This is a genomic window from Lentibacillus sp. Marseille-P4043, assembly GCF_900258515.1.
Taxonomy (GTDB): Bacteria; Bacillota; Bacilli; order Bacillales; family Amphibacillaceae; genus Lentibacillus_C.
Genome location: NZ_LT984884.1, coordinates 3,710,684 through 3,736,625, shown reverse-complemented (window position 1 = coordinate 3,736,625; position 25,942 = coordinate 3,710,684). Strand labels below are relative to the sequence as shown.

Annotated in this window: 28 protein-coding genes; 14 read left to right on the top strand and 14 right to left on the bottom strand. The window is 40.2% G+C overall.

Going from position 1 to position 25,942, the window contains the following annotated elements; genetic code table 11:
- The first annotated feature begins 70 nt into the window (after nt 1-70).
- The 5 genes from C8270_RS18575 to C8270_RS18555 all read left to right on the top strand — a co-directional run bounded on the left by C8270_RS18575 (nt 71) and on the right by C8270_RS18555 (nt 4,057).
- Nucleotides 71-475, top strand: a complete 405-nt coding sequence (locus tag C8270_RS18575) for a GNAT family N-acetyltransferase (RefSeq protein ID WP_106498267.1) — start codon at nt 71-73, stop codon at nt 473-475.
- 185 nt (nt 476-660) lie between these two features.
- Complete coding sequence (locus tag C8270_RS18570; RefSeq protein WP_106498599.1) at nt 661-1,161, top strand: GrpB family protein; 501 nt, start codon at nt 661-663, stop codon at nt 1,159-1,161.
- A gap of 90 nt (nt 1,162-1,251) precedes the next feature.
- Complete coding sequence (locus tag C8270_RS18565; protein WP_158701782.1) at nt 1,252-1,908, top strand: SIMPL domain-containing protein; 657 nt, start codon at nt 1,252-1,254, stop codon at nt 1,906-1,908.
- Between the two features lie 111 nt (nt 1,909-2,019).
- Nucleotides 2,020-2,670: a YczE/YyaS/YitT family protein gene (locus tag C8270_RS18560; protein WP_106498265.1), complete on the top strand. Its 651-nt coding sequence runs from the start codon at nt 2,020-2,022 to the stop codon at nt 2,668-2,670.
- Nucleotides 2,671-2,779: 109 nt separating this feature from the next.
- The gene (locus C8270_RS18555) at nt 2,780-4,057 is read left to right on the top strand and encodes a glycosyltransferase family 2 protein (protein ID WP_106498264.1); all 1,278 of its coding nucleotides are present in this window, start codon (nt 2,780-2,782) and stop codon (nt 4,055-4,057) included.
- An 80-nt stretch (nt 4,058-4,137) separates the two neighbouring features.
- On the opposite strand, the gene C8270_RS20165 is transcribed toward C8270_RS18555, so the two are convergent.
- From C8270_RS20165 to C8270_RS18540, 5 genes are all read right to left on the bottom strand, one after another.
- A complete protein-coding gene (locus C8270_RS20165) occupies nt 4,138-4,515 on the bottom strand; it encodes a hypothetical protein (RefSeq protein WP_158701781.1) in 378 nt (125 codons plus the stop codon).
- 42 nt (nt 4,516-4,557) lie between these two features.
- Nucleotides 4,558-4,857, bottom strand: a complete 300-nt coding sequence (locus C8270_RS20160) for a hypothetical protein (RefSeq protein ID WP_158701780.1) — start codon at nt 4,855-4,857, stop codon at nt 4,558-4,560.
- Between the two features lie 77 nt (nt 4,858-4,934).
- Complete coding sequence (locus C8270_RS18550) at nt 4,935-6,062, bottom strand: DegT/DnrJ/EryC1/StrS family aminotransferase (protein ID WP_106498263.1); 1,128 nt, start codon at nt 6,060-6,062, stop codon at nt 4,935-4,937.
- Nucleotides 6,052-7,392, bottom strand: coding sequence for a nucleotide sugar dehydrogenase (locus tag C8270_RS18545; RefSeq protein WP_106498262.1), 1,341 nt, complete (start codon nt 7,390-7,392; stop codon nt 6,052-6,054). The genes C8270_RS18550 and C8270_RS18545 overlap by 11 nt, the downstream gene beginning before the upstream one ends.
- A 114-nt stretch (nt 7,393-7,506) precedes the next feature.
- Nucleotides 7,507-8,724 carry a glycosyltransferase gene (locus C8270_RS18540; protein WP_106498261.1) on the bottom strand — a complete coding sequence of 406 codons (1,218 nt, stop codon included), beginning with the start codon at nt 8,722-8,724 and terminating at the stop codon, nt 7,507-7,509.
- Between the two features lie 182 nt (nt 8,725-8,906).
- Between C8270_RS18540 and wecB the strand changes: the two genes are divergently transcribed.
- Nucleotides 8,907-9,980: a non-hydrolyzing UDP-N-acetylglucosamine 2-epimerase gene (gene wecB / locus C8270_RS18535; RefSeq protein ID WP_106498260.1), complete on the top strand. Its 1,074-nt coding sequence runs from the start codon at nt 8,907-8,909 to the stop codon at nt 9,978-9,980.
- A gap of 30 nt (nt 9,981-10,010) precedes the next feature.
- On the opposite strand, the gene C8270_RS18530 is transcribed toward wecB, so the two are convergent.
- The gene (locus C8270_RS18530; RefSeq protein WP_234028596.1) at nt 10,011-11,033 is read right to left on the bottom strand and encodes a glycosyltransferase family 4 protein; all 1,023 of its coding nucleotides are present in this window, start codon (nt 11,031-11,033) and stop codon (nt 10,011-10,013) included.
- 1,111 nt (nt 11,034-12,144) lie between these two features.
- Between C8270_RS18530 and C8270_RS18525 the strand changes: the two genes are divergently transcribed.
- Both C8270_RS18525 and C8270_RS18515 read left to right on the top strand, forming a co-directional pair.
- Entirely contained in the window at nt 12,145-12,900 is a 756-nt protein-coding gene (locus C8270_RS18525) for an SDR family NAD(P)-dependent oxidoreductase (protein WP_106498258.1), read from the top strand.
- A gap of 833 nt (nt 12,901-13,733) precedes the next feature.
- The gene (locus C8270_RS18515) at nt 13,734-14,711 is read left to right on the top strand and encodes a dTDP-glucose 4,6-dehydratase (RefSeq protein WP_106498256.1); all 978 of its coding nucleotides are present in this window, start codon (nt 13,734-13,736) and stop codon (nt 14,709-14,711) included.
- Nucleotides 14,712-14,803: 92 nt separating this feature from the next.
- Here C8270_RS18515 and C8270_RS18510 read toward each other — a convergent pair whose 3' ends face one another.
- A complete protein-coding gene (locus tag C8270_RS18510; protein WP_158701779.1) occupies nt 14,804-15,811 on the bottom strand; it encodes a D-glucuronyl C5-epimerase family protein in 1,008 nt (335 codons plus the stop codon).
- Between the two features lie 88 nt (nt 15,812-15,899).
- On the opposite strand from C8270_RS18510, the gene C8270_RS20155 reads away from it, so the two are divergent.
- Nucleotides 15,900-16,181, top strand: coding sequence for a hypothetical protein (locus tag C8270_RS20155; protein ID WP_158701778.1), 282 nt, complete (start codon nt 15,900-15,902; stop codon nt 16,179-16,181).
- Between the two features lie 490 nt (nt 16,182-16,671).
- On the opposite strand, the gene C8270_RS18505 is transcribed toward C8270_RS20155, so the two are convergent.
- The 3 genes from C8270_RS18505 to C8270_RS18495 are packed head-to-tail and all read right to left on the bottom strand — an operon-like array spanning nt 16,672 to nt 19,545.
- The gene (locus tag C8270_RS18505; protein ID WP_234028595.1) at nt 16,672-17,892 is read right to left on the bottom strand and encodes a glycosyltransferase family 4 protein; all 1,221 of its coding nucleotides are present in this window, start codon (nt 17,890-17,892) and stop codon (nt 16,672-16,674) included.
- 32 nt (nt 17,893-17,924) lie between these two features.
- Complete coding sequence (locus C8270_RS18500; RefSeq protein ID WP_106498254.1) at nt 17,925-18,602, bottom strand: acyltransferase; 678 nt, start codon at nt 18,600-18,602, stop codon at nt 17,925-17,927.
- Between the two features lie 19 nt (nt 18,603-18,621).
- Nucleotides 18,622-19,545, bottom strand: coding sequence for a glycosyltransferase family protein (locus C8270_RS18495; RefSeq protein ID WP_106498253.1), 924 nt, complete (start codon nt 19,543-19,545; stop codon nt 18,622-18,624).
- Nucleotides 19,546-19,892: 347 nt separating this feature from the next.
- Here C8270_RS18495 and C8270_RS18490 point away from each other — a divergent pair, with 347 nt between their 5' ends.
- Nucleotides 19,893-20,828, top strand: a complete 936-nt coding sequence (locus tag C8270_RS18490) for a Gfo/Idh/MocA family protein (protein ID WP_106498252.1) — start codon at nt 19,893-19,895, stop codon at nt 20,826-20,828.
- A 358-nt stretch (nt 20,829-21,186) separates the two neighbouring features.
- Here the strand turns inward: C8270_RS18490 and C8270_RS18485 are convergent, their stop codons facing one another.
- Together C8270_RS18485 and C8270_RS18480 are read right to left on the bottom strand one after the other, a co-directional pair.
- Nucleotides 21,187-21,594 carry a spore coat protein gene (locus C8270_RS18485; RefSeq protein ID WP_106498597.1) on the bottom strand — a complete coding sequence of 136 codons (408 nt, stop codon included), beginning with the start codon at nt 21,592-21,594 and terminating at the stop codon, nt 21,187-21,189.
- A gap of 456 nt (nt 21,595-22,050) precedes the next feature.
- Complete coding sequence (locus C8270_RS18480; RefSeq protein ID WP_106498251.1) at nt 22,051-22,251, bottom strand: hypothetical protein; 201 nt, start codon at nt 22,249-22,251, stop codon at nt 22,051-22,053.
- 395 nt (nt 22,252-22,646) lie between these two features.
- On the opposite strand from C8270_RS18480, the gene C8270_RS18475 reads away from it, so the two are divergent.
- On the top strand, nt 22,647-23,024 hold the full coding sequence (locus C8270_RS18475) for a DUF2642 domain-containing protein (protein WP_106498250.1): 378 nt from the start codon (nt 22,647-22,649) through the stop codon (nt 23,022-23,024).
- 14 nt (nt 23,025-23,038) lie between these two features.
- A complete protein-coding gene (locus C8270_RS18470; RefSeq protein WP_106498249.1) occupies nt 23,039-23,251 on the top strand; it encodes a hypothetical protein in 213 nt (70 codons plus the stop codon).
- A gap of 61 nt (nt 23,252-23,312) precedes the next feature.
- Here C8270_RS18470 and yidC read toward each other — a convergent pair whose 3' ends face one another.
- Nucleotides 23,313-24,107 carry a membrane protein insertase YidC gene (yidC, locus tag C8270_RS18465; protein ID WP_106498248.1) on the bottom strand — a complete coding sequence of 265 codons (795 nt, stop codon included), beginning with the start codon at nt 24,105-24,107 and terminating at the stop codon, nt 23,313-23,315.
- Nucleotides 24,044-24,427: a hypothetical protein gene (locus tag C8270_RS20150; RefSeq protein ID WP_158701776.1), complete on the bottom strand. Its 384-nt coding sequence runs from the start codon at nt 24,425-24,427 to the stop codon at nt 24,044-24,046. Before C8270_RS20150 ends, yidC begins: the two co-directional genes overlap by 64 nt.
- 210 nt (nt 24,428-24,637) lie before the next feature.
- On the opposite strand from C8270_RS20150, the gene C8270_RS20145 reads away from it, so the two are divergent.
- Both C8270_RS20145 and C8270_RS18460 read left to right on the top strand, forming a co-directional pair.
- Nucleotides 24,638-25,087, top strand: a complete 450-nt coding sequence (locus C8270_RS20145) for a hypothetical protein (RefSeq protein WP_158701775.1) — start codon at nt 24,638-24,640, stop codon at nt 25,085-25,087.
- Nucleotides 25,088-25,327: 240 nt separating this feature from the next.
- Nucleotides 25,328-25,921 (top strand): diphthine--ammonia ligase, encoded by a 594-nt coding sequence (locus C8270_RS18460; RefSeq protein ID WP_106498247.1) that lies wholly within the window; start codon nt 25,328-25,330, stop codon nt 25,919-25,921.
- Nucleotides 25,922-25,942 lie beyond the last annotated feature (21 nt).

The following is a 25,942-nucleotide window of genomic DNA, read 5'->3' as shown; positions in this document are numbered from 1 at the left end:
TTTTGTTACTTTACTTTTGATCATATATCATCCTTCTAATCATTTAAACCAAATGAGGAGTTGCTATTTGATGATGTACAAGATTTCGATCGAGGGTATTTCTGCTGATATGGTAGAGGGTTTTTTTGTAGACTGGCCAAATCCGCCAAACCAGCAAACCCATTTAAAATTATTAAAGAAAAGCAGTAAGGTTGTTATTGCAATTGATGATAGATCGAATCAAGTGGTTGGATTTATTAGCGCAGTAAGTGATGGTGTTCTGTCTGCTTACATTCCATTCCTCGAAGTTTTACCAAAATACAAGAATAGGGGAATTGGTAAGGAATTAGTAAACCGGATACTACAAGAACTTGATGACATATACATGGTTGATTTGTGCTGTGATGACGATTTAGTTCCCTATTATGAAAATTTCGGAATGCAAAGGTCAAATGGCATGATTTTTAGGAACTATAAAAAGCAATCGGGACGCTAAAACAAAAACGCCTGGAATTGTCTGGGCGTTTTTGTGAACTAGGAGGGACTCAAAGTGGGAAAAGTTGTTGGATTTGAATTAAGCAGTCAGGAACCAGAAAATTCAAAAGAGATAATCTACAGATGTTGAAATTAAACGAGCAACATGTTAATGCGGGAAAAGTGTACGATAAGGGAGGTTTCCACATGAAAGTTCGGCTCACCGACTTTGACGAAAACTGGGCGCGAATGTTTCAGCATGAGGCTCAATTTCTGAAATCAATATTTGGCGATGAAATAATCAAATTTGAACATTTTGGAAGCACGTCTGGCATGAAGGCAAAACCTGTCATCGATATGATGTGTGTTGTAAAAAACATCAAGAAGATTGATTCGTTCAACAACAGAATGGATGCTCTCAGATATGATATTGCTGGAGAATGGGGAATTGAAGGTAGAAGGTTATTTCGAAAGGGCGGGGACAATAGAACACATCACATTCATTTTTATCAGTTCGATAACCCACAAATTGAACGGCATTTAGTATTTCGAGATTATCTGCGTTCCCATCCAGAAGAGGTAGCTAAGTATAGTCATTTTAAAGAAGGGCTGGCGCAGCGGTTTGAAAATACAAGTGAGTATAGCCTGGCAAAAAAAGAGTTTGTGAGGGAAATGGAGCAGCGGGCACTGCGTTGGTTTGCAGTTTGAATAATCAAGAACTTTCCCAATCCCCATTCATAACCATTTCATACATATAGGCATATGATCTACTATACCTTCAAGAAAGGTGGAATGAGATTGTATTATTCATATGTACCTTCATTTAGAGAACAGCAACCTCGAGTGATGACGGTTACTGGGACTGCAGCTATTTCAGTCGAGCCGGATATTGTGATGATCGAGTTGGAAGTTGTCACCCAAAACGAGTCGCTTACCATGGCACAACAGGAAAATGCACAAAAGATAAATCAAGTCATGCAAGCATTATTACAGTTCGGGATTCCGCGAGAAAACATTCAAACAGCTACGTACAATATTTATCCAAGGTACGATTACGTGGATGGAAAACAAGTTTTTCGAGGGTATGAAGTTACTCATGCGCTTACGGTTAAAATGGATGAGGGTGGACAGGTGGGGAAAATTATCGATGCAGCTGTACAAAATGGGGTGAATCGCGTATCAGCAATCGAGTTTACGGTAGCTGATAAACAACACTATTACCAACAAGCGTTGAGTGCTGCGTTGAGGGATGCAACTGCTAAAGCTCAAACAATCGCAGAAACGATGGAGCTGAACCTTGATGCTAAGCCACTTAAAATTGTAGAAGAAATGAACGAATCACCAGCCACACATAAGGCATTTGCTACAATGGAAGAAAATACATCTACTACAATCGAGCCAGGACAAATAAAAATCATGGCTAATGTACGAACGAAATTTCAATTTTTTGCGTAAAAGCTTGTGGGATAGTGGGGTATGACTTCCATACAACTGTCTAAATTGACTTATTTTTCATCCTATTTTAAGATGGGTCTTATATCTTGCTAGAGTGAAAGAAGGTCAATTATGATTCAAGCTATTCGCTGGCCCTTTTTTGTCGTAGGGGTTATTTTTTTTAGTTTGGGAATTTCCACCACAATCAATGTGCAGCATTTGGGCATCCACCCTTGGGATGTGCTAAATGTGGGGTTGTTTGAAATGTTTGGTTTCTCCATTGGAACATGGAATATCATTTGTGGAATGACATTAATTGTTGTGTCGTGGATACTCGATAAGAGCTATATCAAGATCGGCACATTTTTAAATGCCTTTTTAGTAGGGTCATGTGTGGATTTCTTTTTGTGGTTAGATATACTGCCACATGCAACACATACGTGGCTGGATATTCTGATTATTATTGTTGGAATTATAATCATGGGTGTCGGCGGTGGGATCTATAATGCAGCTGGGGTCGGTTCTGGTCCGCGTGACGGATTTATGCTGTCGATTTCCGATAAGCTTGGAGCACCAATTAGAAGGGTGCGAATAATTACGGAGACCGGTGTGCTCGTAATTGGGTTGCTTCTAGGCGGCCCTGTGTTTATTTTTACATTTATCTTCACCTTCGTCCAAAGTCCAATTTTTCAGTATTCCTTTTTAAAATGTAAAAAGTTTATTGAGCGGATAGAAGCAAGCAAACTGGAAAAACGGGTGAGAGATTCGTCTATTGCGAAATGATATGATTTAAGGTACCCATAAATTTGAATATTCAATATCGAAACCGAATACAATGATAAAGATTAAATCCGGTAATGTAAGAACCTTTGAAGGAATGGAGGACTTACGATTGAAGGATATAACCGCCATACTTGTTCATTATTCCGATAAGACTGTATTGCAAAAGGCGTTAACCTCTCTGAAAAATGTGAATGCCAGACTGGAATCCGTAATTGTTTTCCAGGAACAAGGAAGATTATTAGAGGGCCAGTACGATTTTGCTGGCCAGCTTCAATTTATTACGGTTAAGAATAATTATCTAGGAAATACATTGAATGCCACTATCTCTCGTCTAGCTAGTCTTTACGTGTTACTGCTGCAAGAAGCAGATTACCTTTCTCCCTCGATAAGCGCTGAATCCCTTCAGTTGCCCGATGAAAAAACGATGTTAGGAACGTTTTATCGTAATCGTAACATAACCCTCCAACGTCCATTATTCCTACGTACATCATTTCTCAAGCAGGAGCAGTTTTTATCCAGCCACCAACTGCCATTTAAAGAGGCGCTGTTTCCCGCTAGATTTGCGAATGTGGAGAATTCCGTTTTCAAGGACGGTCTTCTGAAACAAGCAAGAAAAAATAGTTCGACTAACACAGTGGAAAGGCAAGCATTTATACAAAAATACCAACTGGAAAAAATTAAACCGGATCATCCATCGATTTCGATTATAATAGCCAATTACAATATGGGTGAATATGTAGAAAATGCTATTGCCTCATGTTTATTGCAAAACGAACAGCCTGATCAAATTTTAATTATGGATGATGGCTCAACTGATGGTTCCCATGACCAATTAAAACGATGGAGTGATGGGGAACAAGTGACTGTATTTAGTAAAGCAAATGAGGGAAAAGCAAAGGCACTAAATGATTTATTACCACATGTGACATCCGACTTTATCTTAGAATTAGACGCGGATGATTGGCTTGATCCAGATGCCATTTCTCTGATCAAGCAGTATTTATCAGATCTTCCTAAGGATATTTCGGTACTATACGGCAACCTAAGAAGATGGAAACAGCTTTCGGCAGAGGCAGACGTTCTTTTTAAAGGCGTTTCCCAAGGAGTGGCTGTCAACGGTTTGGAAGACTTGCTAACGTATCGTTTTCCACTCGGACCAAGAATATATCGAACATCTATTTTAAAAAAAGAAGGCGGATTTCCGGTAGTTTCCTTTGAAAATGGAAGACTATATGAGGATGTAAGCGTGTTAAGCCAATTAATAAAGCGCTCCTCATTTTGTTATCGTGATTTTACGGTATATAATATCCGAGAACACCGTGAAAGCATTACAAAAATGAACCAATCGAAATGGCAGGAATTTTTAAAAATGCTGCGTTCGGATTAACCTTGGAAGCCGCGCAGAATTAGGCCGGAGTCGCGCACTCAGGCCAAAAAGTCGCGCACTCGGGCCGGAAAGTCGCGCACTCAGGCCGGAAAGTCGCGCACCCGGGCCGGAAAGTCGCGCACCCGGGCCGGAAAGTCGCGCACTCGGGCCGGAAAGTCGCGCACCCGGGCCGGAAAGTCACGCACTCTGGCCGTAAAGTCGCGCACCCGGGCCAGAAAGTCGCGCACTCGGGTCGGAAAGTCGCGCACTCGGGCCAGGAAGTCACGCACTCTGGCCGGAAAGTCACGCACTCGGGCCGGAAAGTCGCGCACTCTGGCCGGAAAGTCGCGCACTCGGGCCAGAAAGTCGCGCACCCGGGCCAAAAAGTCGCGCACCCGGGCCAAAAAGTCGCGCACCCGGGCCGGAAAGTCGCGCACTCTGGCCGTAAAGTCGCGCACCCGGGCCAGGAAGTCGCGCACTCAGGTCGGAAAGTCGCGCACCCGGGCCAGGAAGTCGCGCACTCAGGTCGGAAAGTCGCGCACCCGGGCCAAAAAGTCGCGCACCCGGGTCGTAAAGTCGCGCACCCGGGCCGTAAAGTCGCGCACCCGGGCCAAAAAGTCGCGCACCCGGGCCAAAAAGTCGCGCACCCGGGCCGTAAAGTCGCGCACTCGGGCCGTAAAGTCGCGCACCCGGGCCAAAAAGTCGCGCACCCGGGCCAAAAAGTCGCGCACCCGGGCCAGAAAGTCGCGCACTCGGGTCGGAAAGTCGCCGGACGAAAGCGGGAAGTCGCCGGACGAAAGCGGAAAGTCGCCGGACAACAACCCAAAGCGGCTGCTACCCTTGGCCGATGCGCACCCCGGCCAAAGTCACGCGCCCTGAACCGCCTCCCCACGGAGCATTAATCATTCCCCTCTACAAAACGATTCACTGTTGAAATGATATAGTCTTGGTCATGAAGAGATAGCATAGGGGAGATGGGGAGTGCCATGATGCGTTTGGCTGTTCGCTCGGCAATTGGAAAGTCGCCTTCTTGATAGTGAAGATATTGCAAGGCTTTCTGCAGATGCAAGGGGACAGGATAATAAATGGCTGAGGCGATTCCGTTATTTTTTAACTTCGCTGTGAGTTTGTCCCTTTCTTCCAGTTCTATACAATATTGGTGAAACGTGTGCTCCCGGTTTTCTGAGACTGGGGGCAATTTGATGTGATCATTGTTGTTCAGATTCTCCGTATATCTTTTAGCAATCTCTTTTCGTTTGTGCAAAAAGATGTCTAAATAATACAGTTTAACTAGTAAAATAGCTGCTTGAAATTCATCTAGTCTACTATTCATACCGATTGTTGCATGCTGATAGGTTGCGCTACTTCCATGGTTGTGGAGTGAATGGATTTTTTCATACAATTCTCGTTCATTTGTCACGATTAGCCCGGCGTCCCCGAATGCGCCGAGGTTTTTGGATGGAAAGAAAGAGAAACAGCCAATGTCGCCAATTGCTCCGACTCTTTTTCCATCATATTCAGATCCAATTGCTTGGCAGGCATCTTCTATGACACGTAATTTATGTGCCTTTGCGATAGCCATGATTTCTTTCATGTTGGCAACTTGCCCGAATAAGTGTACAACAATGATTGCTTTCGTATTTTTCGTTATAGCTGCCTCAATTTTGGATGGATCGATATTGTACGTTTCTTCGTCAATATCAACAAAAACTGGTTTGGCGCCAACTTGTGCAATTACTTCGGCGGTTGCAAAAAAAGTAAATGGTGTTGTGATTACTTCATCTCCAGGCCCAATGTTCAATGCCATTAGTGATAATTGCAACGCATCTGTCCCATTAGCAGTCCCAAGGCCATAAGTGGCATCCACGTATTGGGCAACTAACTTTTCAAGCTGCTTTCCTTTTTCCCCTAAAATGTATTCCCCACTATCTAAAACTTCGGTCACCATCTCAACAACGGGTTTTCTGATTAACGCTAATTCTGCTGTTAAATCGACCATTGGTATTTGTTTCTTGTTATTTGTCATGTTCGTCTAACGGCCTCCTTTTGTTGGTTTGATTTCCGATACTTTGATAGTTTATGCCTAATTTGGTTATCGTGTTTTGATCTAATTTATTCCTTCCATCCAACACAAGCTCACATGTGCGAAAATGGCTGAAATCAATCGTACGATATTCCTGGTGGAAAGCCTGAAGAATAACGATATCTAATTCAGCAACAAACGGATCATCCAGTGACAATGGGATAACGCCATATCCAGCGATTTCCTGATTGGTAAACAATGGATCATTGACATATAGATTTGCCTGTTTCTTCTTAAGTTGGTCAATGAGTAATAAGGTTGTTGATTTTGTTGGCTCCTTGACGTTTTCTCGATAGGATAATCCTAAAATAAGAACGTTTTTACCTTCTAAAGATCCGATTTCTTTTTCAATTCTTGTAAGTGAATGGTTTGCCATGTTGTCATTGATTTTTCGTGATAATGGGGTAATACCCTGGTCCAATCCCTTATTAATGAAAAAATAAGGATAAATGGGGATACAATGGCCCCCTACGCCAATACCAGGTGAATGGATATGCGAGTATGGTTGACTATTACTTGCTGGGATTATTTCAGACATGTTAACACCTTGCTCATCTGCAAATTGAGCAAGTTCATTTGCGAGTGCGATATTCACATCACGATACACACACTCGGCGACCTTAGCGAATTCAGCAGTTTCCAATGAGCTTACTTCGATTAGCTGGCAGTCCAAAGCCTTTTTATAAAAATTTGATGCCAGCTCAAGGCTTTTTTCATTGAGTCCGCCAACAACCTTTGGATAAGTTTGTAAATCCTGGATAATCCGGTTTGAATAAACGCGTTCAGGGCTATAGGCAAGATAAAAGTCTGTTCCCAATTGCAAACCAGAGATTTCCGCTATTTTCTTTCCAAACCTATTTTTCGTATCTCCTGGAGGGAGCGTCGTTTCAAAAATGACCAATGAATTTTTTTTAATTCCCTTTGCTATTTCCTGAACAGCCAAATCAATAAATTGGTAATCGATGTTGTTTTGTTCATCGACCAATACTGGAACAATCACAACGATTACATTTGCCTGGGCAACAGCTTTTGTCGTATTGGTTGTCGCCGATAATGTATGATTCTGTTGGGCATTTGCAACCAGTTCTTCTAATCCCGGCTCATTGTCTATATGGGAGCTGCCTTGGTTTACGGAATCTACAACATCATTACTAATATCTGCTCCAAATACGTTATAGTCATTGTTAGCAAATACTGCAGCTAGTGTCAGTCCTATTTTCCCAAGACCAACAACAGCTACATTCGACGATGATTGGTTTTGGTCTATTGTCATATTTCAACCTCATTTCTGTCAGAGTAACAAATTTATTAACAGTTTATGTGGTTGAAAATGAATTGATTGGACTGTTTTGTTAGGTTCACGATCTTTACATCAACAACATGATTATCAATTTAATCGATTGTAAACAGCGAACAATTTTTTCTCCATTTGTTCCCAGCTGAAATGCGTTTCCATGATGTTACGTGCGTTCTTACTCATTTCAAAAATTTGCTTGCGGTTGGAGTGGAGCTGAATGAGTGCTTGAACATAATCTGTTGCTTGGGCCTGTCGTCTTTTTACGATATACCCGCATTGATAGGCCTCAATAAAACGTTCCATATCGTTGCATTGATTGACTAATATGGGGATGCCATTATTTAAATAGCTAAAAAACTTGTTTGGCATCGCATACCGATTATTCAGGGAATGTTCCGCATCTAAATCGATCCAGCCGATATCAACGTCCTGCATTGCTTTGGGGATGGCATCATAACTTTGCCAACCGGTAAATTCCACTTTATCTACTAGTTGGGAAGGGATAGGGAGGCTTTGCTGTTTGCTAGATTTTTTTACACCGCCAATAATTCGGACTTTCAGGTCAAAGGTGTTGTTGCACAGCTTCACGATATCCATCAATTTTCTAAAACTTCCTCGCTTCGAATCAATGACACCTTCGAATGCAATAGTTAGATCACGTTTCCTGCCTTGACCTGGTTTATAGTTAGGTGCTAATGGTGGGGAATTATAGATAACATCGATTGGCAACCTAGGATTTATCGTGTGGTGCCGTGATTTAATCGATTCGGATACCGTGATCACACTATCTGTTTCATCTAGCATCGAGGCAAGCATTTCATTTTTTAGCTTTTTTGTATTTCGCGATTCTCTTATAAGTGGGTCTGGCTCTAGTTCGTGGCTGTCATAAATTAATTTACACGCTTTTCCTTTTGTCGTTAAAGCACGCTTAACTCCGATTCCAGAATAAAGGGAGAAAAACTCGTGCGCGTGGTAAATATCTGCCTGTTGTTCAATTCCTAATTTGGCTAAAGGATCGGTAAAACGAGTATGATCACCAGAATGAAGGTTATAATGAAGATTTTTAATTTGATTTTCAGGGTACATCTGTTCATATGTAACAATTTTGATACCCTCATGAAAAAATGCCGGAGCTCGAAATTGGTCACGAAAAATACTGCCGTCCACATCAAACAAGTACCCATTTTTTCTCGGAACAATCATCGTTACTTGATAACCCTGCGTGCTGAGACTTTTTGCTTCCTTTCTAAAAATACGTGCATCTAAAAAGGGATGTTCGGTTATGAGAAAACAAACATTTTTGCTCATCACTATTCCTCCAACATAGGCTTGTGAAAGTTGTTATTCTTCTGTGTTCCTGCTCATTCTATCCTATTTGTATTTTTGTGTAATATGTTTAGAACCTGATTATAGGTGTGGTCATTTGGTATAAGACACAAATAACCAGTGACGAATACAATGGATTATACGATCCTTGGAAGGGGAGAACGATGAAAATTTTAACAGTTATTGGAGCACGGCCACAGTTTATCAAGGCGTGTATGCTGTCTGACCATTTAAAGTCGGATTCAACATTGGAAGAAATTATGGTCCACACCGGGCAGCACTATGATGAAAATATGTCCGAGGTCTTCTTTAAACAATTGAAACTGCCGAAACCAGATTATTATTTAGGGGTAGGGTCTGGTTCACATGGACAACAGACAGGTAAAATGCTGATAGAGTTAGAGAAAGTTATGATCGACGTCAAACCGAACTTGGTATTGGTGTACGGCGATACGAACTCAACGCTTGCTGGGGGATTGGCCGCTTCTAAGCTTCATATTCCAGTGGCCCATGTGGAGTCCGGATTGCGCAGTTTTAATAAGAATATGCCAGAAGAAATCAATCGGGTGATAACAGATCATCTTGCGGATTGGTTATTTTGTCCTTCACATACTGCTGTTGAAAATTTGAAAAGGGAAGGGATCAAAAAGGGTGTCTATCGAACGGGGGATATTATGTATGATGCCGTTCTGCGCTTTAAACATCATGCACTGCAACAATCGACCATAATAGAAGCATTATCACTTACCGAAGTGGATTATTATCTTGCAACGATTCATCGGGCCGAAAATACGGATAGTCCCGAACGGTTAAAATCGATTTTGAACGCTTTTCAGCAATTAGATATGGAGGTTATTCTTCCACTACACCCTAGAACCGAACGGAAAATAAACCAATTCGGGTTAACCGAATTCATTTCGTCTTCGCCTATAAAAATTGTGGAGCCATTACACTATTTTGATATGTTAGCTGTTGCATCACAGGCAAAAGCTATCTTAACAGATTCAGGTGGGGTGCAGAAAGAGGCCTACATGTTGCAGGTTCCTTGTATGACATTACGGGATGAAACAGAATGGGTGGAAACGATACGATCTGGCTGGAATCACTTGGTGGGTGCTGATTCGCAGTTGATCGTTGATACGGTGAAGTCGTTCCAAGTCCCTAAACAATATCCACAGCTTTTTGGAGATGGAAATACATCGAAAACAATAATAGACATCCTCAAGAAAAGTAAATAACGAAAGGATGAGAACTACTCACCTCTTTCGCTAGAGCTTTCTATAAATATCAACATACTGATTGATCACCTTTTGGGTACGGTGATAATTATAGACATATGTCCTTCCACGTACCCCGAGATTCTTCCATTGATTTGGGTGGTTGATTAAATCTCGCAAAACCGTTGTAATTGTATCCGGATTCGCATGAACAATAGGTAGTTCTTTCGGATATTTAGCTTTTAGATCCTCTCTGATATAGCAGATAACCGGCTTCCCCAAAGCCATTGCCTCTGAGCTCAAATAACCGTATGAACCAATTTGTAGCTGATCAATCACGATATCTGCAGCAGCTAAAAGGTTCATTGTTTCTTGGTGATTCATCCCTTCAATTAACTTGAAATCAAACGAAAGACCAGAATCTTTTAGCTGGTTAACGGCTTCGATAATGGATTCTGTCCCTTTTAGATTTCGCTTTGTCGGAGCGTGAACAACAAGGGGAGCAGTGTTGTTCATTGGTGGATATTGTGGCTTAAATTGATTGAGATCAATTGCGTGTGGTATAACATGGACATATTTATAGGAATCCGAAATATACCCTGCTAATTCATAATCCTGTACGATCGCATGATCAATATACTTCGATAAAATAGATAAATTATTGGTTATCTTTTCCTCTGTCCATTCCGGTTTTACCCGCACATAAGGATTGTTTTTTTGGGCAACCGAAAGAAGTCGAACATCAGAACCGTGATGGTGGACAACCATTTTCTTTCCAGCTCGTTTTAAAATTTCCAAGTCCTTCTTATCGGGAAAAAATGTTTCACCAAAATGAAAATGAAAGATGTCATACGCTTGGATTGATTTTTGCAGGAACTGATTTATTTTAGCACGTCTGGTTGTTTGTGGTAGCAAATTTAAGTTTAAACATAAATCTGGTTTGAAGTTAAACGGGTGCTCATCAAAGTGACAAGATGTAGATTGGATCCCTTTTAATTGTAATCCCTTTGACAATTCAATCATGGGAGAACCATAAGAAATATGCAATACTCTCAAATGTATCTGTCCTTTCATTACGTTATTTGTGGATCGTCGTATAAGTGCGTGTTCGAAAGGGAGGAATAACCCGGATAGAAACGTTTCGCCTACGATAGTATCTAGGCTAAGAAACTATCGTAAAAGAAAGATAGGCATAAAATAGGTTTGAATCACAATCACTATCTCCACCCTTTATTATTTTCTTCATAATCACTCAACTTTCGCACCAATAAAATATGATCAAACAGTTAGCTGAGGCAAACTTTGAACGTCTCTAATAATTGCCTTGACAACTCTGGTAAACCTAAAGACTGTTAAGATTGAGGCTACGATTACTCGCCCTATTGAAAACATTTGTTGATTTATATACAAAATGTGTAATAACTAAAAAATTGCTCCTTCGCCGTTCCGGAAATACACTACGCTTTCCGGGGGCGGCTGCTGAGCCTCCTCGTGCTAACGCACTGCGGGGTCTCACCTAGGCCTTTCCTCCCCCAGGAGTCTCCGCGTATTTCCTCCACTGGTTTTGCATTTACTACCATTAACTGTAGTAGTATGTGTTCTACCAAGTCGCATTCTACCGCTTCACTAGTCCGGGTGAGTGGAGGGTGGTGACTCCTGCGGGAACAATGGTTTTCGGTGGGGCGAGTTAGCGCAGCCCCAGCACGTGTCCGAAGACCCCGCAGAGTGGTTGGAAAAGGAGGGTCGACTAAAACCGTCCTTTGCGGACAACGTCGACATACCCCTCGCCGGGGCAAGGAGGCTGAGGCCGTGCCCGCGGAAAGCATCCACCCGGAACGATCCCGGACGGTGGGAAATGCGTGTACTTATAGAAAAGAGTCCAGCAGTCAAAACTTGTTTAAATGTGATTAATCCAAAGTCAACTTGAGTAGTGAATATCCATCCTTCCACATTTTATCAAGGCTTATTTGTCTATTTCACGCTGCGAAAGTTGAGATAATTAGTATTAACGTATTAACAACATTGCTCGATTGTTCATACAAATATAAATAAATGTGTGTTGATAGAAACGGGGGAGGTGTTCTGTCAGAGAAATGTAGATTATCAACTAGTTAGCCGAATTTATCTCTAGTTGGCAATTTTTTGTACAGGAAGCGGGGATGCAAGATTTTAGGAGGAGTAAAGAATGGATTTAAATTTAAAAGGGAAAAAGGTATTAATTACTGGGGGCTCAAGGGGGATTGGTAAAGGGATCGCCAAAGCTTTTCTTGATGAAGGGGCACATGTTGGAATTGCAGCTAGAAATAATAAAGAACTATTACGTGCAAAAAAAGAGCTAGACGTACAAATCTATCAAAGTGATCTTTCAAAATATGAAAATAGAGAGCAGTTAATAAGTGAATTTATCTATGATTTTAATAGGATTGATGTACTCGTGAATAATATGGGTGCTAGTCATGGAAATAGAGTTCTAGATACAACTCCAAATGTATTTACAGAAGCGATGGAATTAAATTACATTGCTGCGGTTCATTTATGTCAGTTATCGAGTAAGCACATGATAGATAATGAGAAAGGGGTTATTATTAATATTTCCTCCATCTATGGAAAAGAGGCTGGAGGGCTACCTTCCTATAATGCATCAAAAGCAGCTTTAATCAGTTTTACAAAAGCGTTCAGTTCTGAAGTAATCCAACACAATATTCGTGTAGTTGGAATTGCACCAGGAGCTATTTATCATCCGAATGAAGTATGGAAACACAGGCTGGAACAGGACTCCAATTTCCTTAAAAATTATGCCCGCGATAAAATACCAGCAGGAAGACTTGGGAAAACGGAGGAGATTGGGAATGTTGCCGTATTTTTGGCTTCCGATAAAGCCTCCTGGATTGTTGGCTCAACGATAACTGTAGACGGCGGACAATCTCGATTGAATTTTTAGGCTTGTTTCTAAAAGCTTGGGACTGCGATTCCTCGCCCAATCGAAGACATTTGTTGCTTTTTACACAATAGATATATAATGCGACACAGTGAAATTTCCTTTTGTAACAATGATGATACAATGTCTGAATTCCGCTCCGGCAGAATACTTCGCTTTCCGCGGGCACGGCTTCAGCCTCCTCACGGAAAACCGCCGCTGCGGGGTCTTCAGACTCGTGCTGTTCCCGCAGGAGTCTACGTATTCTGCCTCCGCTGGTAGTAGTGCTCTGATTATCGACAAGGGAAAAGCCATGGATTCTAACGTTACACAAGACTTTTTCACCCTTGAACAGAAATTCACTCAAGCNCAATGTCTGAATTCCGCTCCGGCAGAATACTTCGCTTTCCGCGGGCACGGCTTCAGCCTCCTCACGGAAAACCGCCGCTGCGGGGTCTTCAGACTCGTGCTGTTCCCGCAGGAGTCTACGTATTCTGCCTCCGCTGGTAGAGAACTTTTGATTATAGCGTGGTTATTGCCCATTTGAATCGACGTTTAGAAAAGTTTTTATCATTTGAACAGAAAACTATTCTAAGCTGCGGAAAAATGCGAGACTCCAATGGGAAAAGGAACAGTCTGAAGACCCCGCAGCGAGCGTTCTTTGCGAGCGAGGAGGCTGAAGCGTTCCCCATGGAAAGCGAGTATTTTTCCGCAGCGCTGGATTAGCACTCTCTTTTATAGGATGAGTGGAAGTCACGTAAAAAGTTATGTCGCATTTTATATCAACTACGAAATGAAAAAGCAACAATCATACGAAAAGGGCCTTAAATAAACATTTAGAAAGGAATGGACAAAGATTGAAACGACAATCAATTAAGAATAGCACCATTTTAGTTGTTGGAGGTGCCGGTTTTATTGGTAGTCATTTGGTAGATCAGCTAATAACAGAGGGTGCAAACCAAGTTATCATTATGGATAATCTATTTATCGGAACAAAAGATAACTTAAATCATGCATTAAATAAGGGAGCAATCCTCCATGTAGATAATGCTGAGAATCAAGAGGCACTTACCTACATCATCGAAAAATATGAGATTGACATTGTCTTTAACTGCGCAACCAAACCGCTAAACTATTCCTTCATGAACCCTGCCAATGCTTTTTTGACAAATGTACTTGTCTTAAAAAATTTATTGGAACTTCAACGAAAAAATGCTTTTCAAACATTATGTCATTTTTCATCATCAGAGGCCTATGGTTCAGCTCAATACCAACCTATGGATGAAGGACATCCCCTTATCCCATTGACAACATATGCAGCAGGGAAAGCCTCGGCAGATTTGATGCTGCAGTCTTATGTAAGAATGTTTGATTTAGATGCTTTTATTGTTCGGCCTTTTAATAACTATGGACCGAGGCAAAATTTTGAAGGAGAGATGGCAGGGGTCATTCCACTTACCATTAAAAAAATCTTAGAAGGAACTGCCCCAGAGATCCATGGGGATGGTCAACAAACAAGAGATTATATTTATGTACAGGATACGGCTAATATCGTATTAAAAGTATTTTCCGTTATCCCTCCTGGTGAATGTGTAAACGTTACGACAGACCAGCAGACATCCATTAAAACAGTAGTGGAAACGGTCGTTGATAGTATGAAATATAAGGGAACTATTCTTAAAAAGCCTGCTCGAAAGGCAGATGTTCAAAGTCATCGAGGATCAGTGGGAAAACTTGTTGATATGGTTGGTCAGATGCAAAAGACACCTTTTAAGGATGGGATAATGCGTACGGTGAATTGGGTGAAAGAGACAAAACAGAACGATGGCCATTAATTACGAAAAAATGTAAACACACGTAAAAATGAGGTGAGTTAAATCTCACCTCATTTTTACGTGTGTTTTTACTTAAATAAAATTAAATGACCTTATTTGACGTTCCCTTTTAAATATCCTTTCCATCGTAGTAAAGCTTCGTCCAGTTTCGGGTCTTTCTCGATTGAATTCAACGCAGCCAGCAAATGAATATGCCCGATATGATATCCCCACGTTGCTACATTCGGAAATCCACCATCTGTTGTATAATGGGTTAGGTCATATGCTGTACGGTTTCCTAAATCATATAGCGGGAGCATTCGTTTTAGTGAAATGATTCCCTCATCATATAACCATTTTATTTCTTTATCATTTGTAGCTTTATATAAATCATATAGTCCAATTAAGGCAAACATAAAGCCGTTTAAAATATAGCTGGGGGGATCTGTAGGGCATTCCTCGTAAAATAAAAATCTATTTTCAAATTTAGCCTGCACCCCGTTATTAGCTGATGGTGTTTTAAAAAGTGTTTTGGCTCTCAGGGCACAACTGTTATATTTCGTATTCTTTGTTAAAAAGTATGCTCGTGATAAAACTGACATCGCATTCCCTAAACCTATAGCCGAATACCATGGAGCTTTTAGTTTATCTAACCTATTTGGATAAAAGTCATGATCAAAGCTATATGCCCAGCCACCACGGTAATCTTGGTTATTTACAAACCAATTGGCTACCTTTAAAAATTTACCTTTACTAACGGTATCATTATTTTTTAGATATAGACTATAATGTTGCAAGCCATATTGAGCAATAGTAGACGGGTTAAAATATTGACCATGGGGATAAATTGTTTTTGGTATTCCATCAGGCGTGAATGTTACATTCCAGTTTTCAACTCTATTTTTGTCATAATGTAAATAATTCCCTTTATGATCATAGTTTTTAATCTCGGATACTCTTGCATTAGTCACATTAATTTTTAACGTTTCCTCTTTTTCATTCCATTGTTTACTAATGTTGTATCCTTTTTCTATTAGAGAAAGCGGGACAAGCCATTCGTCTCCAATCTTTTTTCCTGCAGCTTCAAATTGATCGTGCATTACTACTTTAATAGTATTCATTGATTTTGATTCCAAAAAACTCACCTCTTTAATATTGCTGTTTACTAAAATTGCTGTTTTTTTCACGATAGATATAAACTGCGACACAATGAAATTTCCTTTCGTAACAATGATGATGCAATGTCTGAATTCCGCTCCGGCAGAATACTTCGCTTTCCGCGGGCACGGCTTCAGCCTCCTCACGGAAAACCGCCGCTGCGGGGTCTTCAGACTCGTGCTGTTCCCGCAGGAGTCTACGTATTCTGCCTCCGCTGGTAGTAGTGCTCTGATTATCGACAAGGGAAAAGCCATGGATTCTAACGTTACACAAGACTTTTTCACCCTTGAACAGAAATTCACTCAAGCAATAGCTGAATGTAATGAGTTTTAAATCACAATACTAGTGGAGGAAATACAAGTAGACTCCTGCGGGAAAAGCAACAGCTGAAGACCCCGCAGGACAAGGAAAGCTTCGGCAGCATTACATCGCACGCATAAAATCGAACTGTATTTTCAAGGAGTCTACGTATTCTGACTCCACTAGTAGAAGTTCCCTAATTTTTGTGTAGATATAGCATGTATATCAAGTAATAGCACCTACTAGCGAAGGGAAAACTCGGAGACTGCGGGAACAATGGTTTTCGGTGGGGCGAGTTAGCGCAGCCCCAGCACGTGTCTGAAGACTTCGAAGCGGCGGTTTTCCGCTTCGGAGGCTGAAGCCGTGCCCGCGGAAAGCGTAGTGTTTTCCCGTAGCGGTTGTCAAAACTCCGAACTTGATTTCTAGTTATTGCACATAATATAGCAACTACGAAATTTAAAAGTAACAAGCATTATGAATAGGGCCTTATATGAAAAGGTTAAAAATCTGTCTCTAATTGATTTCATGTGAGAAGTTGATCATAAACATGGAATAATCGATTCTCCATCTTTTCCCATGAGTACAAGCTTTCCATTATACTACGGCCATTCTGACTCATTTGTTTTAATTTGCCTTTATCTTCCTGAAGATGTAGCAATGCTTCTGCATAATCTTGAGCCGTTGCATTCGTCTTTTCGACAACAAAGCCACATTGATGTTTACGAATAAAGCTTTCCATTTCATGACATTTGTTTACTAATACTGGTATACCGTTGTTCAGATAGCTAAAGAATTTATTTGGTAAGGCATATTTTCGATTAAGGGAGTGTTCAACATTTTCAAGATCAATCCAGCCAATATCAACATCATTTAAATAGTCTGGAAGATGTTGATAATCAACCCATCCGGTTAGTTGTATATTATCCTGTAGATGATTTGGTATTGAAAATGAACTACCAAATCGACTTCCGCCAATAACTTTGAATTGAAAATCAGTTTTTTTGGCGCATATTTCTGTAATGCCGATAATCTTTTCTTTCATTCCTTTTTTATCATCAAAATTTCCTTCATAACCAATCGTTACATTATTTGAATGATATTCTTTAGGTAGATAATTTTTAGCAAGCGGGGGTGAATTATAAATCACTTCGATAGGCAAATTCGGTTTATGTGCTAAATACCATGATTTAATGGAATCGGAAACAGTGATGACATAGTCTACTTCGTCAAGCATGTAAAGAAGCTTTTGTTGCAGACTCTTTCTCGTTTCTTCAGGATATTTTGTGTCTAAAGGATCAGGGGTCAATTCATGGCTATCGTAAATTAATTTAACATGTTTTCCTTTTCGCTTCTTCATTAACCTTTTTATACCAATTCCAGCGAAAAGAGAGAGGTACTCATGTGTGTGGTAGATATCGGCGTCTTGCTGGATGGCGAGTTGGGTTAAATGGTTGTTAAAACCTTGAGTCTCCCATATTTCTTCATTGCTTAAGACTTTATTTAAGTGGTTTTTGCAGCTTTCCCAGTTGTACGTGACAATTTTTATTCCATCATAGGTGAAAACTTTATTTCTAAAACTCTTTGTAAAAGGGGTACCATCAATATCGAACAAATGTCCATTCCTTCTTGGAACAATCATCGTAACGTTGTACCCCTTTTTTTGCAGGCTTTTTGCTTCTTTCTTGAAAATTCTCGCGTCCATAAATGGATGATATGCTACAACCATGCAAACTTTTTTTGGCACAGTAATCCTACCTTTCTCTGATAATATTCCTGTCAAGTCAGTTTCTTCGCTGGAACCCCAGCTGCAACAATATCATCATCCATATTTTTGGTGACAACAGCACCTGCACCGATAACGGTATTGGACCCGATTACAATTCCTGGCAATAATGATGCGTTATTACCAACTTTAACTCCTGTTTTAAGGTAAGGGCCTTTTAACGAATATTGTTTTGCTCCCATGTATTTATCGTTAGACATGGATACACAAGGACCGATAAAAACATCGTCTTCCAGTGTCGTGTCTCCTGTTACATAGGCCTGCGTTTGAATGGTACAAGATTTTCCTATTATCGTATTTAATTCGACAATAGCTGCTCTTCCAACCACTGACTCCTTACCGATCGAAACATTTTCTCTAATACTTGCGTGATCCCCAATAAATACATTATTTTCGATATTCGTACCGGCGTAGATGGATACTAAATGACCGATCTTAACCTCGGAGTCAATGATGAGTTGTGTATTTATCTTGGACGACTTGCGCATTCGCTTGTTGACGGCTGGTTTGACTCCTAAAACACAACTACAGCCAATTGTGACGTTATCACCAATGCGGGTGCCTGCCAAAATTGTTGTATGATGCCCAATCACAACATTTTCTCCTATGGTTACATTTTCTTCAATCACGACATGATTACCCAGTTGTACGCTTTCTGGAATGTCAGACAAGTAAAAACCTCCTTTCCTCTCATTGTTGGAGTATGCTTTCGATTCTTTTAACGAGTTGCTCGGTTCGGATTTTTGCGGAATGCGTTTGCCGGATAAATTGGTATCCCTGCTCGGCAATTTGTTTACGTTCTGTTTCATTCGCTACGTAATAGGCTGCTTTTTCCATGAAATCATCTTCATCAATCGGTACAAAATGATAGCCAGGTATAAATCCGAGATCCTCTAATTCAGGAAACGTTGGAGCGAGTAGTAGGGATTTACAAGCAAGTATCTCAAAATATTTTATGACTGGATAATAAAATACGGATGGACAGGTGAACACGATTTTCGCCCGATTTAACTCTATTGCATATTTTTGACCAATAAAATGTTGATCCTTATCTATTCTGCTAACATTCTGGTAACCTGGATGCCTATGATAAGTGAAATTCGGATTTCCTTCATATGCTTCTACTATTTTTTGCCGTAATGGATAAATATCATTAACCGCTCCCATCATTAATAAGTCGATATCTTTTTTCATACCATAGTCGCGATAAATTTCCGTCTGAACAAAGTGTGGAAACCATTCCATCTTGTTAATGAATTCTGGATATAGTTCGATAAATTTATCCCGTGTAACCGTGAACAAATGAGCAATGTTATGTTTGGTTACATAGTTCCTTCTAAGCTTTACAAGGCGATGAACATCATTCACAAAGAGACCAGTGGGAATACCAGTGCGGGATAGGCCGTTCATCAATGGTTTCATTTGCCTGCCAATATCATTTAACAGTAAGATAAAATCCGGTCTAACGGGGAGTTGATTTAATATATAATCCATATGACCCGGATTCCTCCACATCGTCAAGTTCACTGTCTTGGCAAGTTCCTGTTCCAAGTAATGGTACATCTTATGTAATTGTTCTGACGTGTCTTCGGCTATAAATAATACATTTAACATACTTCCATCACCTTCCTTTATATAGTCTAGTATTTTAGCCCTGGAGAAGGTATAAAATTTTGGATCAAATATGTTTCTCAGACGGGACGGGCCACATCTAGCTTCAGCGCCCAGCGAGACTTCCCTCACCTCCGTATGATAAGTCAACATCGGTTCGCTTATGCTCACCGTGTTTCCTTTATTTCCTACGGCTCAGTCCAGTCCGTACGTCGCTAACGGGCGCTTCCGCTTTTGATATCCCCCGTAACAAAAGCCAATTTTATTTTTTTCGTTATGGTAGTCTATCTCATCTAACTGCTTGTGCATAGGATATCAATGAGCAGTTATATAGAGTGAGGAGATATTTTATGAAAGTAGGCGTAATTGGAACAGGTAATATGGGAGAAAATCATGTGCGAACATATTTATCGTTACATGATCATTGCCAGCTTGTCGGTATATACGATAATGACGAAAAGAAAGGGCACCAAGTTGCTGAAAGGTATAAGGTGAAGCAATTTCAATCGATCCGTGATTTGCTGCAATCCGTCGATGCCGTCAGTGTTGCTGTACCGACAGAATTTCATTATGATATCGGTTTAACTTGCATTAAACACAACGTCCACATGTTAATGGAAAAACCAATTACGAGTACAGTTGCTCAGGCTAAAGATTTAGACCAAAAAGCCACTGAAGCAGGCGTTAAACTCCAAGTGGGGCATATTGAACTTTTCAATCCTTTCATTCAAGTTCTTGCAAAAGAGTTGGAAGGCGAGTCTATTATAGGAATTGATTTTCAACGATTGAACCCATATGACGAGAGAATGGAAAAGGTTGATGTTGTGAAGGATTTAATGATTCATGATCTTTATATTTTACATGAGCTTCTTCATGATAAAATTGTGACATTCTACGCACTTGGAAATGTATTGGAGAATACCCCAAAACATGCTGTTGTCATCACCAAACTTTCACAGGGCGTTACAGCACAGTTGACGGCAAGTTTTAAAGCAAAGAAAAAAATGAGAACGATAAAAATTTTAACGGAAAATGCTTTTATGGAAGCGAATATTCTTGATGGAGAAATGAAACTGACACGTGCGATGAAAGAGAATGCTAACAATTATCCGGTAACGGTAACGCAAACGATTCGAGTTGATAATTCCATACAGCCATTAACCATCCAGCTGTTGGACTTTATAAATTGTATTCAGCTAGATACAAATCCTTTCGTTTCAGCTAAAGATGGAATGAAAACTTTAATGATTACCAATGAAATTAGTGAGGTTATTAATAAGTTGTAACCTTTTTGCAATAGTAAGTAGCCTAGTAGTAAATGTATGTCAAATCACTAAATTTTATTTCAGAAATTCCATTGTCTATTCACTTGCTAAAAAATCCTTATGCTGCCTGAGATATCCTCGGGCAGCATTTTTGTGTGCTTTAGCAAGGAATCGTAAAAGATAGTTATTGTTTTAGACAAAAAATAAAGACCATTCCAAATTGGAGATGGTCTTGTCAAGTTTTGTTTTTTATACTATTTAGCAACGCTCATTTTCAATTTGTCTTCTAATCGAAGTGATGGGCAATGAGACTTCATCATGTTTTATACCGTTTATATGATCCCAGGAAGGAAATGGGGTTGTGTGTGGTAACCTATCATTACAAGATGTCTAGTCTTACAACTAATGCAATCAATACTTGTAATAGTAGTTGGGCATTTACTGCGATGTCTGTATCTCTTGTTGTTACGTTTACACCGCGGGAATTTTCAATATACGTGTGTTGTTTATTCACCTGGCTAGATTTTAATTTAGCATATAGATCCTGTGTGATAGCATCTCCGGTACTACTATCTGCTATTGATATACTAATAACTAAGGCAATTGCAGCTTGAAGTGCAACCTGAATGTTCAATGCGGCTTGGGTGTCGGTTGATGATACGTCCACATCACATGAATCTTTTATAACAATGGATTCAATAGAGCTTTGAAGGTTATTTACCTGTGATGATTGATCCTGTGTAACATCCGTATCAGCATTCGTGTTCTCGCACATAGGGTGATCCATCGTTGGGTCTAGTGCATTCCATTTGTGATGATGCTCTGGTCTATGACAGGACTCATGATGGTGGTGGCTTGCTTCTGACTGTTGACAGTGATTACATGAATGATTATCACAGTGATTATCGCAGTGACTATCACAATGACTATGACAGTTATTATCACATAGATCTACTTTACCTCTACGAGCATGAGCTCTTTCTCTTGCTAGTAAAAAATTTTTTTGGTGATTATACATTACCATTATCTCTCCTCCTTCTTGCCGTTTACTTTATGTTATGTATTAGGTTTCAAAGAGTAAGGGTGATTGTCTTATCATAGAAACCTATTTTTATAAGAAGGGGAGATAGGCATAGGTTAGCCCGGATTATCTGTTTAATCCGGGCTAGTGTTACTATATTTATAGATATAGGCTTAGTGTTGTGGCAAATCTGGTACCATGCAATAGACTATTGATCGATATTTACGCATTATCTTCTTTTTCTTCTTTCTTTTCACGCGATAAATCCTCAACACTTTTCCTTAAGTTATCAACCATTTTTTTAATTTGTTCTTTTTCCTTAGGGTCAATTTTACTTGGTTCTAATGTCGCCCCGTGTTTTTTTAATGTCGATTCTATAAGCATATCAATAATCGGTTTCGATGCTTTATTTTCATTACTCATTTATTCCACCTCCAGAGCTTATTTTTATATAGTATATTCGTATGAAAAACGATCGTGTTAGCTAATAGTCTAGTTTTGCCGATACTGGTTGTATGTGTTAATGGCAAGACATTCAAAAGGTGTGTCGCTTTTTTCGAATTGGCTGCTTTTGTGGCAACGGCTTCGTGACCAACGTCGTGTTGGCCTGAGGAGGCTCTCCAGCCGACCTAAGGATGCCTGAAGTGTATACAACTGCGGGCAGAATACAACATTAGGGCAAACCTAGTTATCTATCTATATGTATAGGATATTGGTGGAATTAGCTAGGATTGGATGGTAAATGCCCTTACAGAAGGATGGAATAAGAATAAGGTAAATAGAGATAGATATTATATTAACAGAAAGGATGGATACAGTTGGCACTCACAGATCGTCAGACAAATCTATTGAGGTATCTTAACCAATTGTCACAAAATATTGCTTCAAGTAGTGGGGTAAGTAATGATTTTTCACTTGATTTACCAGGATTAGATGTCGACTTCAATATCGGCGTAGGAAATGGCGATACAGATGGTGGAACAGAAACACCTCCGCCAACCACGCCAGGTACACCTAATACACTTCGTGACGTATTATTAGATTTGGTTAATGAAACAGTACAAGTGACGACCCCGTTTGGTATGGTAACTGGAACATTAATTGCTGTAAGAGATGACTATATCGCAATTATTGAAACCACTGGAGATCAAGTATTGGTCCGTATGGAAAAAGTCGAATTTGTTAGTGAAATATAAGAGGAGGGATTTAGATGTTTGCAGATACTTTTGCTGCAGAACTAGCGACAAGAATTGGTTCACGTGTTGAGGTAGCTACAGATAATAATTTAATAGAAGGCATTCTCTCAACGGTTACAGATGAATTGGTGTTAGTCCTTGATGTTAGCAGTGGTTATGGAGAAAATACGAAACTATATACGTCAGTAGATGCGATTGATTTTATCCGTTTTACTGCAGCAGCGTAGAATAATTCGTTGAATCTATAGCAAATCAAAACAGCACTTCCGTTTTGGAAGTGCTGTTCTTTTATGATTCCTCAGTTTTTGTCCGGTATTTTCTTTTCGAAATTAATGTTTGAAAAACTAAGAATAGCCCACTTACGGCCCAATACAATGGCAAAGCGGCAGGGAAATTAAATGAGACAATAAAAATCATAATTGGCGAAATAAAACTAAATAGCGCCATTTGCTTTTTCTGGTTTGGATCCATTCCGATTCGTGAAACCAGCGCCTGTAATAAATAGATAGCTGCAGCGATAAATGGCAGAATCATATCGGTTTGCCCTAAGTTAAACCAGAGAAAGTTGTGTGTTGCGATTTCCGGAGTTCGCCGGATTGCATAGTAAAGTCCGATAAAAATTGGAACTTGAATGATCATTGGTAGACAGCCTAGAGAGGCCATTGGATTCATCTGATGTTTTTGATAAAGTTCCATCGTTTCCTGCTGCATTTTCATTTGTGATTCTTTATCTTTTTTGTCCTTATACTTTTCTTTAATTGCATCCATTTCCGGCTTCATGACGTTCATTTTCTCACGCATTTGATTGCTGCTTTTCATTTGCTTCAGCATGAAAGGCATCAATATAAGCCGAACAAGCAACGTAATAACAATAATTGATACGCCAAAATTGTCATTTAACAACGAAGCGAGCCCTTTAATTAACAGGGAAAAAGGATAAACGAAATAATGATCGAAAAAGCCAGGTGAATCGGCACTGATTGGATCACCATTTGCACCTTGGCATCCGGTTAAAGCGATTAATAAGATGAAACCGATAAAGCTATATTTTGTAAGGATTGTGAATACAGATTTTCTTTCCATTGTTGTCCTCCTCGTAGTATCTTAATTGTCGTTGATAACGAGAAGGAATGGCTGTCTGTATCATCATCCGGGGCTTCTATCCGTTTTGTTTTTGTGGTAATCCAGTTTTGAATTTCCATGTTTATTCCAAGTTCTTCTTGCATTGGAAGTAAACGAAATTCAATCGCATGCCATTGTCTGGTAAACATTTCATTGTTCTGATGGATGTGATGTAAGTTTATCGAAATGCCACGATATGCACATATCATGGATAAAGCTATGCTTAGATACAAGTAAAGCGGCGAAACATCCCCTGTCAATTGACCTAGCAATTCCAGCATCTGTATTCACCTCCTTTTATTCGATGAATTTAGTGATAACACTTATACGAATCAAAGCCGTATTTGGTTTCAAGTTTTTGTTTAGTTGTCCACTATAATTATAAAATATTTTTGGCTTAATTAACACACTTTCCATATATCGTCATTTATTTCGTCTACAATAAGAAAAGGTCTTCATGTTGTGGGGCACAGCTTGCTGGAGCTGGAAAGTTGTTTTTAACATCGACCCGAATCCGAGAACATCAACCCGAACGAGGAAACATCGACCCGAATCCGAGAACATCGACCCGAACGAGGGAACATCAACCCGAATCCGAGAACATCAACCCGAATTCGAGAACATCAACCCGAATCCGAAAACATCGACCCGAACGAGGGAACATCAACCCGAACGAGGGAACATCAACCCGAATCCGAGAAACATCAACCCGAACGAGGAAACATCGACCCGAACGAGGGAACATCAACCCGAATCCGAGAACATCGACCCGAACGAGGAAACATCGACCCGAACGAGGGAACATCAACCCGAATCCGAGAAACATCAACCCGAATCGAGAATATCAACCCGAACGAGGTAGCATCGACCCGATCAAGATTCTGGTGGGAGAGCAACTTCTTACTTGCATCGCATTATATATCAACTACCAAATCACATAGCAACAAACATTACGAAAAACCGACTAGATTTCGCGCTAAATGTACGGTTGTCTTGAGGAAATCACCAATACGAATGAGGCTGCATGCACATAGAATAAAGTATAAATCGAAACAAGGCTTGTGGAAGATTTATTACAACCCATGAAACCTCCTGGGGAAAGCCAGCTGACCACTGGCTTTCTTTCTTTTAGGGTTGAGTGATATAGTGTAGATAATTAGTAGAAGAAGGAGCCAGTAGATATGAAAATAGCTTTATCATTCAGTGGTGGGAAAGATAGCAGTCTAGCATTATATCGATTGCAACAACAAGGTCATGATGTTTCCTGTCTGATTACAACGATATGGCAGGAAAAACATGAAACAGTCGCGCATGGGGAGAAGCTTGATCGAATTGAAAAGCAGGCTGAACGGATCGGGATTCCCGTTCATTTTATCAAAACAGACTTTACGGAATATACACAGGATTTTGTTCATACGCTACAAGATTTAAAAATGACCTATGAGATTGATAGCGTGGCATTTGGTGACATATACTTAGAAGGGCATCGTGAGTGGGGAGAGCAGGTTGCAGAAAAAGCTGGCGTAGCGCCGATTTACCCGTTGTGGACGGATCAACATAAGGTATTGGATTTATTAAGAGAATTTGTCGCTTCAAAGTTTCAGGCACGGGTTATCAAGGTAGATAATACAAAACTTCCGGAAAGCTGGATAGGCCGACTTGTAGATGAGTCGTTTATTACGGATATTAGCAAGAAGGATGTTTGTCCGCTGGGGGAATCGGGAGAATATCATACAACAGTGTTTGGCGGGCCAATATTTAACGATCCGGTTTGAAAATTATAATTCTTCTTGAAA